The organism is Micromonospora krabiensis, assembly GCF_900091425.1.
Lineage (GTDB): Bacteria > Actinomycetota > Actinomycetes > Mycobacteriales > Micromonosporaceae > Micromonospora > Micromonospora krabiensis.
This window is the reverse complement of sequence record NZ_LT598496.1, coordinates 141,913-155,873: the sequence shown is the minus strand read 5'-3', so window position 1 is coordinate 155,873 and position 13,961 is coordinate 141,913. Positions and strand designations below refer to the sequence as shown.

11 protein-coding genes and 1 pseudogene are annotated in these 13,961 nt (G+C 70.8%); 5 read left to right on the top strand and 7 right to left on the bottom strand.

Annotation, left to right across the window (positions count from 1 at the left end):
* The first annotated feature begins 133 nt into the window (after nt 1-133).
* Nucleotides 134-1,273 (top strand): IS110 family RNA-guided transposase, encoded by a 1,140-nt coding sequence (locus GA0070620_RS00610; RefSeq protein WP_231922081.1) that lies wholly within the window; start codon nt 134-136, stop codon nt 1,271-1,273.
* Between the two features lie 151 nt (nt 1,274-1,424).
* Nucleotides 1,425-2,249 carry a MarR family winged helix-turn-helix transcriptional regulator gene (locus GA0070620_RS00605; protein ID WP_172836547.1) on the top strand — a complete coding sequence of 275 codons (825 nt, stop codon included), beginning with the start codon at nt 1,425-1,427 and terminating at the stop codon, nt 2,247-2,249.
* A gap of 157 nt (nt 2,250-2,406) precedes the next feature.
* On the opposite strand, the gene GA0070620_RS00600 is transcribed toward GA0070620_RS00605, so the two are convergent.
* Complete coding sequence (locus GA0070620_RS00600) at nt 2,407-3,162, bottom strand: SDR family NAD(P)-dependent oxidoreductase (protein WP_157741482.1); 756 nt, start codon at nt 3,160-3,162, stop codon at nt 2,407-2,409.
* A gap of 125 nt (nt 3,163-3,287) precedes the next feature.
* Between GA0070620_RS00600 and GA0070620_RS00595 the strand changes: the two genes are divergently transcribed.
* On the top strand, nt 3,288-4,145 hold the full coding sequence (locus GA0070620_RS00595) for a helix-turn-helix transcriptional regulator (protein WP_231922078.1): 858 nt from the start codon (nt 3,288-3,290) through the stop codon (nt 4,143-4,145).
* Between the two features lie 409 nt (nt 4,146-4,554).
* On the opposite strand, the gene GA0070620_RS00590 is transcribed toward GA0070620_RS00595, so the two are convergent.
* A complete protein-coding gene (locus tag GA0070620_RS00590; RefSeq protein WP_231922076.1) occupies nt 4,555-7,203 on the bottom strand; it encodes a LysM peptidoglycan-binding domain-containing protein in 2,649 nt (882 codons plus the stop codon).
* Between the two features lie 275 nt (nt 7,204-7,478).
* On the opposite strand from GA0070620_RS00590, the gene GA0070620_RS33925 reads away from it, so the two are divergent.
* A complete protein-coding gene (locus GA0070620_RS33925; RefSeq protein WP_172836357.1) occupies nt 7,479-9,419 on the top strand; it encodes an Hsp70 family protein in 1,941 nt (646 codons plus the stop codon).
* A 14-nt stretch (nt 9,420-9,433) separates the two neighbouring features.
* Here the strand turns inward: GA0070620_RS33925 and GA0070620_RS32520 are convergent.
* The 3 genes and pseudogenes from GA0070620_RS32520 to GA0070620_RS00575 all read right to left on the bottom strand — a co-directional run.
* Nucleotides 9,434-9,562: pseudogene (locus GA0070620_RS32520) on the bottom strand (IS5/IS1182 family transposase); the annotation flags it as partial.
* A 266-nt stretch (nt 9,563-9,828) separates the two neighbouring features.
* A complete protein-coding gene (locus GA0070620_RS00580; protein ID WP_091587437.1) occupies nt 9,829-10,938 on the bottom strand; it encodes a PLP-dependent cysteine synthase family protein in 1,110 nt (369 codons plus the stop codon).
* Nucleotides 10,939-10,948: 10 nt separating this feature from the next.
* Complete coding sequence (locus tag GA0070620_RS00575) at nt 10,949-11,503, bottom strand: hypothetical protein (protein ID WP_091587434.1); 555 nt, start codon at nt 11,501-11,503, stop codon at nt 10,949-10,951.
* 193 nt (nt 11,504-11,696) lie between these two features.
* On the opposite strand from GA0070620_RS00575, the gene GA0070620_RS33355 reads away from it, so the two are divergent.
* Entirely contained in the window at nt 11,697-12,521 is an 825-nt protein-coding gene (locus GA0070620_RS33355) for a helix-turn-helix transcriptional regulator (protein WP_231922068.1), read from the top strand.
* Here the strand turns inward: GA0070620_RS33355 and GA0070620_RS00565 are convergent.
* A complete protein-coding gene (locus tag GA0070620_RS00565; RefSeq protein WP_231922067.1) occupies nt 12,487-13,740 on the bottom strand; it encodes a cytochrome P450 in 1,254 nt (417 codons plus the stop codon). The two genes, GA0070620_RS33355 and GA0070620_RS00565, sit on opposite strands and share 35 nt — an antisense overlap.
* Complete coding sequence (locus GA0070620_RS00560; RefSeq protein ID WP_172836545.1) at nt 13,737-13,961, bottom strand: MbtH family protein; 225 nt, start codon at nt 13,959-13,961, stop codon at nt 13,737-13,739. Before GA0070620_RS00560 ends, GA0070620_RS00565 begins: the two co-directional genes overlap by 4 nt.

The window sequence follows — 13,961 nt, the reverse complement described above, 5'->3', positions numbered from 1 at the left end:
GGTGTGGCTCTCTCATGGCCTGCGGTCTCGCCGGGCACCGCGCGAGGAGTGGCTGGAAAGGGGTTTGTTCTGCTCGAAGTAGCGGTGCCCTCCTTGCTGACAACTCCGTCGAGTTCAGCCAAGGGAGGCGCCGATGAGCATGATCATCGGGATGGACCCGCACAAGCGTTCGGCCACCATCGAGGTCGTCGACGAACGCGGCCGGGTGCTGGCTACGGGCAGGTACGGCACCGACAAGGCCGGCTACGCCGAGATGCTCGCGGCCGGTCGCAGGTATGCGGATCGGGTCTGGGCGGTGGAGGGCTGCACCGGCATCGGCAAGCACATCGCCCACCGCCTGGTCCACGACGATGAGACGGTGCTGGACGTGCCCGCGAAACTGTCGGCGCAGGTGCGGGTGTTCGCCGCCGGCAACGGCCGCAAGACCGACCCGGTGGATGCGCACTCGGTGGCGATGGTGGCGCTACGCAGCCCGCATCTGGTGCAGGTTCAGGTCGACGCGGACCTGCAGGTGATGGGCATGCTCACCGACCGGCGTGACGAGCTGGGCCGCGCCCGCACCCAGACCATCAACCGGCTGCACCGGTTGCTGCTGGAACTGCTACCCGGCGGCGCGAAGAAGTTCCTGTCCGCGCCACAGGCCCGCGCATTGATTGCGACGGTCAAACCCCGCGACATCGTGGGCAAGACCAGACGCCGCCTCGCCGTCGAGCTGATCAGTGAACTCGAGGGGATCGACAAGAAGATCAAGGCCGCGGAGAAGGACCTCAAGGAGCTGGTGGCCGCCCGCGGCTCTACCCTGATGGAGCTGCACGGCATCGGCCCCTCAGGCGCGGCCCGCCTACTGGCAGACGTCGGAGACATCAACCGGTTCGCCGACCGCGACCGGTTCGCCTCCTGGAACGGCACCGCACCCCTGGACGCCTCCTCTGGCGACCAGCAGCGTCACCGGCTCTCCCGCGCCGGCAACCCGGCGGATCAACCGAACTCTGCACATCATGGCCGTGGTCCAGCTGCGCAACCGCACGCAAGGTCGCGCCTACTTCGACGCGAAGAAGGCCGCCGGGAAGACCTCCATGGAAGCCATGCGCGCGCTGAAGCGCCGCCTGTCCAACGTGGTCTACTCCCGCATGGTCGCCGACCAAAATCGCAGGCAGGTGGCAGGCCCGGGAGGGCACTCGGGGACGACTCTGCAATCCAGCGTGACCGACCTGACCCCGGACATCGGCCCTTCGGACAAGCCACTTCCCGGACCCGCCACCAACCACCCTAACCCATGGTGTCAGCGGCGCCTTGACATAAAGGGGTGCCATGAGAGTCAGACTGATGTCGGCCGGGATTGTCGCATCCGGGCCGCGTTGTTCGTAGCTGGTGTGAGAGGCTGCCCACGAGGGCGCGGTCGCGACCAAGGGAGATGCGGACCGATGCTGCACCCACTGGCCAAGATCCACCGCATGTTCGAGCTCGTCGAGCCGATCGCCACCGTCACCTTCTCCGAGGTGCCGAACGAGGCATTCCTGGCCTTGGGTGTGCGCAACTACTGGGACGGGTACTTCGCCGGCCGGGCCGCGCCGCTGGGCCTGGCGCCGGCCGCGGTGGTGCACGCGGTCTTCTATAACTTCGCCGACGGCGAGGTGGCGCGCCACATCCCGTGGGTCTGGGGGAAGATCACCCCGCAGGAGGCGATCGCGGTGCGGGAGCGGGGCAGCGCCGCAGCGCTGCGGCAGAGGATCGGGCAGCTCGCCGACTCGCCCGCTCTGGTGCGGGCCGCCAGCCTGGCCACCCGGGCAGGGGTCAGCGCGCCGACCGAGGGCCGCGCGCTGTACGCCGGGCTGCGGGCGCTCGAGGTGCCCGAGGAGCCGGTGGCCAGGCTCTGGCACGCGGCGACGCTGCTGCGGGAGCACCGCGGGGACGGCCACAACGCCGCCCTGGTCGCCCACGGCATCGGCGGCACGGAGGCCCACGTCCTGCTCGCTCTCTCCCTCGGTATGAGGGCGGAGGAGTTCGGCCGGACCCACCACCTGCCCAAGGCGCAGCTCGCCGGTGTCATCGATGGGTTGCGCCGCCGCGGCCTCGTGGACGCCACCGGCGGGTTCACCGGCGCCGGCCGCCAGATCAAGGAGCGGATCGAGGCTCTCACCGACGAGCTGGCGGCGCCGGCGTATGACGTGCTCACCCCCGACGAGCTCGACGAGCTGATCGCGGGGCTCGAGCCGATCGCCGCAGCAGCGCAGGAAGTCGACGACTGAGCGGGTGGGTCAAGCGACGGCCACGAGATCAGACGGTTGCTGCGTGCGGTCACTCGCGTCCGCTGTCCGGCAACGAGCGCAGTGCGGCAGATGAGTGCACGTGACCTTGCGCCGATGGACGTACTGCATCTTCATCGGCCGTACCGGCCGCCAACGGTCAGACGCCGCCGTCGACGGCGATCACCTGACCGGTGATGCCGGTGTTCGCTGCCGATGCGAGGAACGTGATCGGCGCGGTGATCTCGTCGGCGTCCAGGAGGCGGCCGAGCGGGATCACGTCGGTGTAGCTCTCCGGCACCGAGTCGACGATGTGCCCGTTAGTCGTGGTCCGGGTCAGGCCCGGCGACACCACGTTGGACAGGATGTCGCCGGACCGGCCCAGCGAGAACGCGGCTGAGCGGCTGAACCCGTGCAGCGCCGCCTTCGCCGCGCCGTAGTATTCGCCGCCGGCCATGCCGTTCGTCGCAATCGACGACGAGACGTGCACCAGCCGCCCCCATCGACGCTGCCGCATGTGTGCGACGACGAGCCGGCTGAGCGCCAGCGCCCCCTCGATGTTGTCGCGGAGTACCCGCAGCCAGGTGTCGTCCGGCACGTCCTCGAACCGGCTGCCGGCGTCGGGCTCGGACACCCCCCACCGCACGCCGTTGTTGACCAGCACGTCGATGCGGCCGGACCAGGCCAGCACGGTGTCGACGAGGTCGCGGGCCGAACCGGTGTCGCCGAGTTCGTACCGGGCCACCATCGTGCGCCCGCCGAGGTCGGCGGCCAGCTTCCCGGCTATGTCGGCAGCACGGTGGTAGGTCAGCACCACGTCGGCGCCCTCGGCCGCGAACCGGCGTGCGATCGGGCCACCCAGCCCTCCGGTCGCCCCGGTGACGATCACGGTGCGTCCGGTCAGTCCCAGATCCATCAGATGTCTCCCTCTCGTCGGGTCCGCTTCACTGTGGCGGGATGGCGGGCACCGAGGGAGACCGTGCCATGGCTGTCCCTGGCAGGGCCACGCTGCGGGCATGCCGGGTGGGTAGGGTCAAGGACGTGACCGATCCGGCGACCGACAACGAGCTGGGGCGCTTCCTGCGGGACCGGCGGGAGGCGACCTCGCCGGCGGCGGTCGGCTTGCCGGCCGGGGTGCGGCGGCGCACACCGGGCCTGCGGCGGGCCGAGGTCGCCACGCTGGCCGGGGTGAGCGTGGAGTACCTGACCCGGCTGGAGCAGGGCCGCGACCGGCACCCGTCGCCGGGAGTGCTCAACGCGCTCGCCACCGCACTGCGGTTCTCCTCCGCCGACCGCGCCCACCTGCGCTATCTCGGCAAGGCGAACGCCGGCGTGATGTGCCCGGCCGGTTTCGCACCAGCCGCCGACGTGCGCCCGACGGTGCGCGCCCTGCTCGACCGGCTCGAACCCGGCCCGGCAGTGGTGCTCAACCGGCTCGGCGACGTGCTGGCGGCCACCACCGGCTACGAGCGGCTGACCCGCCCGGTCGGGCTGCTCGACGGTCACCGACCGAACGTGGTGCGGTACGTGCTCGCCGATCCACGGGCCCGCACCGCGTACCCCGATTGGGACCGGGTGGCCGACCACCACGTCGCCCAGCTCAAGGGCGAGGTCCGCCGCGGCGATCCGCACGCCGCCGACCTGGCCGACGACCTCACCGTGCTCGTCGGCCCCGAGTTCACCGATCGGATGGCGGCGCCGTCAGGCCCGCCGGAGCGCACCGGCGTCGAGCGGATGGTCCACCCCGAGGTGGGCGGGCTGCGGCTGGCGTACGAAATCCTCGACCTGCCCGACGCCGACGAGCAGCGCCTGATCGTTCACCTGCCGGCCGACGCGGCGACCACGGCCGCGCTCGACCGCCTGACCGGCCGCCGCCCCGGGGCGCTGCGCGCCGTGTAGCCGGGTGGCCAAGGGCAGGCCGGCACGCCGAATGCTGCGCAAGACCGCCGACAGCAGCGCCCAACTCACCCACGTCTGCGAAAGGTCGTCACGTCGGCAAGACCGTCGCCCCCTGCGGTCGTGGTACAAACCCGACAGGTTAACGGGAGCTGCGCCTCGACGGCGCGTATGCCGTCGTCGGATGGCGCCTGGCGTGCGCGCTCACATCAACATGAGCGGACGTCGCCCGCCGCATGATCGTGCGATGCGTGGTGTCCAGCAGGCCGCCGCCCCTCGCCGGTGAAGGTCCTTGACGGGCGAGGCCCCCGAGCAGTTACGCGAAACCGCAGCGTCAGATTCGTTCGGCGGTCCTCGGCGGATGCGTTGCGCCAATATGACGCGGGGTAGGTCGCCGCACTCCTTCCGATCCTCACCTATCAACGGGGCTGCTCCGGAGCCGGTTGGCGAGGGCGATGGTCGCCTCCTGGGGCTCGGCATCCAGGTCGGCCAGCGCTTTGGCTAGGACGCGTAGGAGGGTGCGGACACCATCGGCGTCGCCGAGGACGTGGCGCGCATGCATGGCGCGGGTGTAGAGGGCCTCGTTGTAGCGATCCATTGCGATGGCCTTGTCGAGCAGGTCGGAGGCGGCTTGCGGGTCGGCATCGATGAGGTCGTCGGCCAGCAGCAGGTGCGCTTCGGTGCCCCAGCGGCGCACTGTCTCCCGATGCGCCGGGAGCCATTCGTAGTCCTGGCCGTCCGCCAGCGGCGCGCTGTAGAGGCCGCAAGCGGCGGTGAGCAGTTCGCGGCGGCGGGGGCCGGTGGCGATGGTGGCGGTGCGGAGCAGGTCGCGCAGTGTCCAGACATCGACGTCGACGGTGGCGGGGTCGAGCCGGTAGCGTCCGCCGCTCTTGACCAGGTAGGCGTTTCTCACGCCGGGAGTGGCGGCGCGACCGAGGACGTGTCGCAGGTTGCTGGCGTTGGTGTGGACGCGTTGGTCGGCTTGGCTGAGGCGGGCGTCGGGTTCGAGGTATTCGCCGATGTCGCGGGTAGTGGCGCCGTCGGGGTGGCAGGCGAGGAACACGGCAAGCTCGAGGGCTTTGGCGCGTAACGGCCGGCCGGGGTGGCTGATGTTGTCGATGTGCGGCAGCCCGAGCACCCGCAGTCGGGCCTTGACGGTGGGGCTGGCGTCGACAGTCGCGGTGACCGGTGCGCTCCGGTCGGGAGACGTGGTAACGGTTCGACTCACATGCAGCGCAACGGCCGGGGCCGGCGTGCCGGGTGACGGGAGCGGGGCGGGTTCCCCGGTCTGCGCTTCCCGCAGGGTCCCAAGGATCTGCCGGGCGGTGTCGGTCTCGAGCACGGGCAGGCGCGGGGGGACCTGCCACCCCGTCGGTCCGGAACCGAGGGTGGTGTGGCCGTCCGGGGAGACGGTGATCGTGGTGCCGTGCGGCCATTCACCGAGCAGCACGGCGGCAATGTCAACGTCGCCGCCGAGCGTGAGGGCGGTCTTGGCCTGCATGGAGGCGTTGGCGGGTGGGACGGCGGTGATGAGCACGACCGGTGGTAGGGCCTCCTCGTCGGGTACCCGCTGGCGCAGGGTGTCGAGGTCGGTCAGCGCGTGCTCGTCCAGGATGCGGCTGCGGTGCAACAGCCGCGCTTCGATCGCGGTGAGAGCCTCACTGAGGCTGTCGACGATGTGCAGCCGTTGCCACGGCGCGAGGGCTGCCGGGTCGGCGCCGAGGAGCGTGGCCAGGGTGGTGGTGTCGATGATGACCTCACCACGTGCGTGGGGGTGGTGCGGGCCGCCGGAGGACAGGACGGCGACGAGAGCGGCGCGGGCTGCGGCGTGCGCGCCGTCGCCGACGACGCCGACTCCGCCGCCCGGCAGCGACGCGAGTTCGGGCACCAGGGCCGACGGTTGCGGGTCGTCGTTGTCCGGGGACGGTGGCTCGGTGGTGCGGGCGGCGATGGCGCGGCGGACCTGGACGACAGGCGGGGGCAGCTCGGCGGGCGGGTCGGTGTCGGGTTCGCCGGTGTAGCGGCGTCGGCGTTGCAGCCAGACCAGGGTGGTGGCGGCGCTGATCGCGGCGGCGAGCGACCAGGGCAGCCAGCTGGTGGCCGACAGCTGCACCCCGTCCTCGTTCGAGTCGCTGGCGGGATCGTGGGTGTCGGTGACCGATGGCGGGACTGGCGACGTGGCGTGCCCGGAGGCTGTCGACGAGGGAGCCGGCGTGGACGCTGGCGTGCTCGGGGCCGGCGGTGACGTGGTGCTGGGGCTGGTGGTCGCCCCCTGGGTGCTGGCGGGCGGCTGCGCGGCCGGTGGCTCGGGATCCGGGCTCGGCGGGGCGGACGGGGTAGCGGGGCGGGGTGTGGTCGGCGATGGTGGCTTGGGAGGTGCTGCGGGTGTGGCGGCCTTCGGTGGGCGGGCGTCGGCGGGCAGCCGGAGCTCCCAGCCGGGGTAGATGAGGTCGCAGTCACGCAGCTTCCCGCCGACACCCGGGAAGTGGCGGTGTTTGTTCAGGTGGCAGATTTCCGGCCACCGGTTCGCGTCGCCGAGCCACTGCTTGGCGACCTTGGACAGGGTGTCGTGCCGCTCGACGGTGTAGAGGTAGCGCTGGTCGGCGACGTAGATGACGGCCGGCCCGCGGTCGACGGCCTGCCGAGGAACCTCGACACGTTCCGTCGCCGCGGTCGACGTAGCGGGTTGGTCGGGTGTGGACGCGCGGACGAACGTGCCAGTGGACGTGACGGCCAGCGCGGCGGTGCCGGCCAAGCCGAAGACGAGCCGGTGCAGCGGGGTCGGCAACCTGAGCGCGGGAACCCGCCACCGGGTCAACACCGCGAGGACCTCGGCGAGCAGCAGCAGCGCGAAGGCGCCCCACAGCAGCCACATCAGCCATAGCGCCGCGCCGATGAGGACGTCGGGGGTGAAGCGTCCGCTGGAGCGTGCGAACCAGTCGGGGATCTGCGACCAGGCCGGTAGGCGTCGCACGGGGTTGCCGCCGGCGGACCACAGCACCGCCGGCACCGCGATCAGGAAGGTGCCGGCGCCGATGACGGCGCGACCCGCTCTGGCCACCGACCGGGACAACGAGCCGCGACGGGGCGGGGGCGATTCCCGGGGAGCATGGACCGTGGGCCGTGCACCGTACTCGGCGGGTCTGTCGCCCTTGTCCGGGGACATCTGCGGCACCGATCCCTCCCCCGCGGTTGATCGTCAACCTCCTCGCATACACGAGGATGAGCGTCCGCGGCCATCCCGTCGAGGAGGATTCTCACCATCCGCGCACAAAGGATCACGCGGAGACGATCACGGTTGACGTCGCCACTCCCCCACGGGCGAGACTGCCCCTCATGCCAAGCGGGGGCGCCAGACTGTCGATCGACCTCAGTTGCTCAGCCATCGCCGCCACCGTCAGCCAGCACGGGACGCGGGTACCGATCCTCATCGACGGTCGCCTCACCATGCCGCTGGGCGTCGCGATCGGCCCAGCCGGCCAGCTCTACGTCGGCCTCGACGCCACCGCCGCGAGGTCCCTCCCGGCCGACCACCGGTTCGTCGACAACCCCACCGGTCTGCTCGGCATGCCCGTCGACGCCTCCGCCTCGGCGCAGCCGGACCCCGTGGACCTGCTCGCCGCCGTCCTGCGGCACATCGGCCATTACGCCGCCCACCAGGTCGGCCAGCCGGCCGCCGAGCTCACCGTGACCATTCCACCCGCCTGGGGGCCACGCCGCCGCGGACACGTCACGGAAGCGACAACCCGAGCGGGACTACCGTCTCCCGCCCTGGTCACCGCACCCGCCGCCCTCGCCGCCTACACCGCCGCGCTCGGCCTGACCTCACCCGAAGGCTCCTGCGTGCTCGTCTGCCAAGCGGACCGCCACCCGGCGACCCTCACCGTCCTGCAGACTGTCGATGACGGCTACCGCGAACTGGCAACCCGGCAGCTCGACGGCGTACCCGACCTGGACCACCTCATCACCCACCGCGTCGTGTACACCGCGACCGACGACAACGACCCCCTCCGAACGGCGATCACCCACCCGGCGGAGGACACCGCGGCCAGCCGCCTCGCCCTCCTGGAATCCGTCCGCACCGCCCGTCACCTGCTCGCCGAACAGGAACGGGCGCCGATCCTGCTGCCCGCACCCCGACAGCCCGCGGTCATCACCCGCGACGACATCACCGCGGCCGCACAGCCTCTGCTCGATCAGCTACCCGGCGCAGTCCGCGACCTGCTCGACGCCGCCGACATCGACCGTGGGCACCTCGCCGTGGTCGTCCTGCGCCCCGCAGATGCCCTGCCCGCTCTCACCGACCAGCTCACCGACGCGACCGGCGTCACTCCGACCCTCGTCGAGCACCCCCACGCCCTCGCCGACGGAGCCCTGACCCTCACCGCCACCCACCAGCCCGGAATGCCGGCCGGCGCCGCCCGGCTACCCCGCGTGCGGCTGCGGATCAGCGACCTCACCGGCGCCCTGCTCATCGGCGCGTCCTCGCTGACGCTGCTCCTGCAAGCCGTCCTCACCGCCGACATCACCACCGTGGACAGCTGGGTCGTCGGTGCCCGCACCTCACTGCCGCAACTCGGCACCGCCGGCGCACTCGCCATGCTCACCGCCTTCGCCGTCGCGCACCTGGCACCCACCACCTGGCTCGCCGGCACCTCCACCGCGTCAACGCCCGAACCCACCACCGGCAGCCTCATCCGACGGGGATACCTCACCGCCGCCGTCGGCGGCGCGATCGCCGCAACCCTCTACGGACTCGCCACCGGCACCGCCGTCGGATTCGACTACAGCCCCTACCTCAGATGGACCCTCGGCGCCGCCCTGCCCCTGGCCGCCTGCGCGGCCCTCATCGCCGCCACCGCACCCCGCATCCCCGCCGACGCGCTGCCCACCTGGCTCGCCTTGACCCGCCCCGCCATCACCTGCGCGCTCATCGCCGCCGCCGGCATCTTCCTCATGCGCGCGGCACTCACCCTCACCACCCCCATCCAGACGAACGCCACCGCCGGCATCGCCGGCAGCCTCGGTGCAGCCCTTCTCGGCGCAGCCACCGCATTAACCGCCAGCAGCGGCCGGCTGATCCGCGCCATCACCGCGCCCGGCCTGGCCATTGGCTACGCCCTCGTCTTCAGCTACAACACCAGCAGCGCCCTGATCGTCGGCTACCTCGTTGCCCTCACCTGGTGGGGCACCCAACTCACCGCCCACACCCTGCGACTCGCCTTCCCCACCGTAGGCACAGCGCTGCGCCGGCTCGTCGATCGCCCCAACAGCTGAAAGACCGAGACAGAGGTCATCACGTCCGCGCTCAACAGCGCGTCGATGCTGCCGCGAATGCGGGCGGCGGTAAGGTCGTGCGTCGAGCCGGGCAGTGCCGGTGAGGCCCACACCAGTCGGCCGGCGGCGTCGGCGCCGACCTGGAAGGCTAAAACAGCACGAGCGAGGCTCCCGGTCGGGGCATCGGATCTTGGTCGACTGGTGTCTTACCCGCAGCCTCGATCATATCGATCTCCGGGCTCGCCGCACCCGTCCAGAGCTGCACGATCAGCTTGGAGAAGGCTCATTAGGCAACAGCCAGTGTGCTCGTCCGGTCCCCCTCGACGCCTCGCCCGGTCTCCTTCGCAGGGGCTTCCCGTGCGGAAGCCTCTTCCAACGAACGTTCAGCGGACTGGCGTGGGCGCCGGTCTCATCGGGGACCATCCCAGTCGCCGGTCCGCATGAAACGCTCCAAGCGCAGCGTGGGCTCGGTAAGGTCCCAGCGCTTCCCGGCGACCCACTCGTCGTCGTAGTAGGAGCGACGGTACGGCTCAGCACCATCGGCCGCCACGATGACCACCGCACCCGACTCGCCCGCCTGACTCATGCGGTTCATCAGGTGACACGCGCCCCACAGACAGGCGCCGGTGGACGGTCCGGCCGCCACGCCGCCTGCTTGGGCGAGAAATCGCATGGCGGCCACGCTCGAGGCGTCTGGCACCGGGATGACCAGATCGACGACGTCCGGATCGAAGGCCGGCTCCATCCGCGGTCGCCCGATGCCCTCGATTCGCGACGGCATTCCGGTCGCGTAGTCCCGGCACTCGGTTGCCCAGCCAGGGAAATACGCCGAATTTTCCGCGTCGACGACCGCGAGCCGGGTGGCGTATCCGTGCCGCCGTAGGTGGCGGCCGATCGCCCGGGAGGTGGCCCCGGTGCCAGCGCCGGTCACGATCCAGGCGGGCTCGGGCCGACCCTGGGCCGCGAAATCGCGCAGGATTTCGTCGGGCAGTCCGGGAACGCCATTGTCGAGGTCAGCGTCGATGGCCGGCCCGAGCGTGGACAGACAGTCCAGGTAGTACCCGTTCGACTGGCCGGCCAGCCGCTCGGCGTTCTCGTACACGGCCAGCGGCGGATCGACCCGATAGGCGGCCCCGCCATGCGCGACGATCCGGGCGATGCGGTCTGGCGACGACTTACCCGGCACGACCGCGGTGAACGGCAGCCCCAGCATCCGGGCGAAGTGCGCCTCCGCGACCGCCATGTTCCCGCTGGTCGCCTCCACCAGCTGCGTCCCCCGTTGTATGAGACCGCGGGAGAGGGCGTGGAGGAAGAGGCTGCGCGCGAAACGGTATTTGACACTGCCCGTGGGTCGCACCGACTCGTCTTTCACAAACAACGCCGCAGACGATTCACCGGCAAAAGAGAATCGAATCAGGGGCGTCGCCTTCTCGGCGACCCTGTCGGCTTCAAGAATAGCCGTAGCTCGGCGGCCCCAATCGTCTCCCGAGAACTCCGGATGAAGCCCCGTCAATGCCATCCGAATCCCATCAGCGCTCGCAGGATAAAACTTCCGACAATTGCGTGAGGCGATCCCGGACCGAACTCACCAGGACACCGCCGCCCGCCTCGTCCCGCCGCAACTTGCCGCGCTTAACAAGATCATGGACGCCTTGCCGAGTGATGCCGAGCATCGCACTCGCCACCGCCAGCGAGACCGCCTCGGCGGCCGGATGGCCGAACCGGCGCGCCACGAGCGCCCCGAACGGCGTGCGCCACCACTCGAACGGCGGCGCGAAGACGTCGCCGGACTGATAGATCTCGGCGACCAAGCGCCTGGCGGTCTCGGCGGCGAGCCGTTCGTCCGGGCCGAGCACCTGCGCCGCCCACACCTCGGCGGCGATCTCCAGCCGCCTGCCAAGCACCTCGGACACGGGCGCGTCGTCGCCGTCCGCCCCTAGCAGCCGGTCCAGCGGATCGAGCAGACGCGCTCCGGCGTCGCGCACGAGTTGACGGACGATGGCCACGTGAACTGCGGTCGACACCTCACCCCACACGGGCCTGCCGTCCACGAGACCGTTGCTACCCGTTGGTTCGCCATTCATCGGTGCACCTCCGCCCTCGCGCCCCAGTCTAGCAGGCCCTTGACACCAGCAGTAAAGCAGTTAGAGAACCCCGGGTGCTGATTGTCTAAAAACTGAACCACCCTGCACCCCCCGCCTCGCCAAGGGCTTGACAGACGTCGTTAAGCACGCAATCATATCCGTTAGTCTCGACTTGCTACGGGGGTAGCGCGCTATGAGTTTTGGCATTCGCCAAGATTTGTCGGTCAATCCGCACAGCTCAAGCAGCGTTGAAACAATGCTCGTCGATGCTACAATTCTCATCCAAAAAGCGCTTACCGTTCACGAAGGAACACGCCGGCCCTACTCATCAACAGCAGAGGCGCTTTACTCCGAGTCCGAAGCCGCAGCCATCGTGCACCACTACCGGGCGCGGCAGGCCGACCGGTCGCCCCACATTCACTACATCGCCGGATTCGCGGCCGCCGGGCACGACGTGTCGGCCGGCCCGCTGGAGCGGGCGCTGCTGCAGGAGCCCGCTTCCATCCATGCGCTGATCGACGCCGACATGACCGCCCGGCTGTCCGGCACGGACGAGTACCTCGAGCAGGTGCTGGGACAGCACGTGCAGGCGCGCACCGTGGATTGGCGGTTGCCGCGGTTCGCCGTGCTGAACGGCGCGATACTGCTCCTCCGCACCGACCACGCCAGCGTGCCTCGCTTCCTGGTCGTCCGCGAGTCGCACGTGGTGCGCTCCATGGCGACGCTCTTCGACGCGATGTTCGAGCGCGCGGTCGACCTGTCCGTCGCCGCCCGCTTCACCGGCCAGTCCGGTGAAACGGGCGAGACCGAAAATCGGTTCGTCCGCGTGCTGACCATGCTCGACGCCGGATACACGGACGAGACCGCCGCCCGTAAGCTCGGCGTCTCCGTCCGCACCTACCGGCGGTACGTCGCGGAAACCATGACCCAGCTCGACGTCTCGTCCCGCTTCCAGGCCGGCGTTCGTGCCGCGACGCTCAACCTCATCCCGGCTCCCCGGTCCGGGGCGGACCACTGAGCGGTGCCGGTGCGGCCGCCCGGGCACGGCGTGCCCGCAGCCGCACCGGCATCGACTCGTACCCCCAGATCAGGTTCGAGTGCAGCCGCACGGCCGGGCCGGCCGGCTCCGGCAGGCGCACGCGGTCACACAGCTCCTCAAACATCACGGTCAGCTCCATCTCGGCCAGCGCGGCGCCGAGGCAATAGTGCTCGCCGGGTGCCAGCGCCAGGTGCCGGTTCGGTGACCGGCCGACGTCGAGCACGTCCGGCCGGTCGAAGGTCCGCGGGTCCCGGTTCGCCGCGGCCAGCCACACCGCGACGCGTTGGCCGGCGGGGATCCGTATCCCCTCGATCTTCACATCGGCGGTGGCGACCCGGGCGACGTGCATGGCCGGGCTGGTGAAGCGCAGGATCTCCGACACCGCCGTGTTCATCGGCACATCCCCGCCAACCATCCGGGCCCACTGCTCCGGATGGGCCATCAGTGCCCGGACGCCGCCGACCGTCGCATGGCGGCTGGTCTCGTTGCCACCGGAGACAAGGCCGTCGCAGTTGAGGTAGATCTCCTCGTCGGTGAGCGGCTCGCCGTCGACGCGGCCGTTGACCAGCGCGGTGACCACGTCCTCGCCCGGCTCCCGGCGCCGCCGCTCGACCAGTTCGGCGTAGTAGAACAGGATGTCCGTGTGGGCCTGTGCCATCGCGGCCGGGTCCGCGCCCCGGTTGCCGTGTCCGAACGCGGTCATGGTGCGGTCCAGCATGAAGTCCCAGTCCTTCGGCGGCACGCCCAGCAGGTCACAGATCACCGACACCGGGAGCCGGGCCGCCACCCGGACGAGGTCGCAGGTCTCCCGCTTCAGCGCCTCGTCCAGCACGAGCCGCACGGTCGCGCGCATCGTGTCGCGCAGCCGGGCGACCATGCGGGGCGTGAACGCGGCGTTCATTACGCGCCGCAGTTGGGCGTGCCGCGGCGGGTCCGTGACGATCAGCATGCGGTTCGCTGAGGACCGGACCGCGGCCGAGTTGTCGTCCAGCCGCATGCCACCGACGGAGGAGAACCGGGCGGGATCGCGGAGCACGGCCGCGGCGGTGGCGTGGCCGAGGACCGCCCAGAACGGCTCCCCGTCCCGCCGGTCGATCCACTGCACCGGCCCGGCTGCCCGCATTCGGGCCCAGAGGCGCTCGGGCTCGCCGTCGCGGTAGAGCCCCGGATCGGCCAGGTCCCGCGGCCCGTACGTCACCGCGATTCCGGGCTCTGCATGGATTCGGCCAGGCTCCGGGGCCGCATGTCGGTCCAGGACTCCTCGACGAAGTCCAAGCACTCCTGGCGGGTTCCGGCCGCCCTGGCCACCGTCCAGCCCGCCGGCACCGCCGCGAACGACGGCCACAGGGAGTGCTGGTTCTCCTCGTTCACCAGCACGAGGTACTCGCCATCCGGGTCCTCGAACGGATTGGTCATCAG

Bases quoted from the DNA above. Each gene is read 5' to 3' on its own strand.
- GA0070620_RS00610 (WP_231922081.1), top strand. From the start codon at position 134: ATGAGCATGATCATCGGGATGGACCCGCACAAGCGTTCGGCCACCATC.
- GA0070620_RS00600 (WP_157741482.1), bottom strand. From the start codon at position 3,162: ATGGATCTGGGACTGACCGGACGCACCGTGATCGTCACCGGGGCGACC.
- GA0070620_RS33355 (WP_231922068.1), top strand. From the start codon at position 11,697: ATGAGTTTTGGCATTCGCCAAGATTTGTCGGTCAATCCGCACAGCTCA.
- GA0070620_RS00605 (WP_172836547.1), top strand. From the start codon at position 1,425: ATGCTGCACCCACTGGCCAAGATCCACCGCATGTTCGAGCTCGTCGAG.
- GA0070620_RS00575 (WP_091587434.1), bottom strand. From the start codon at position 11,503: ATGAATGGCGAACCAACGGGTAGCAACGGTCTCGTGGACGGCAGGCCC.
- GA0070620_RS00580 (WP_091587437.1), bottom strand. From the start codon at position 10,938: ATGGCATTGACGGGGCTTCATCCGGAGTTCTCGGGAGACGATTGGGGC.
- GA0070620_RS33925 (WP_172836357.1), top strand. From the start codon at position 7,479: ATGCCAAGCGGGGGCGCCAGACTGTCGATCGACCTCAGTTGCTCAGCC.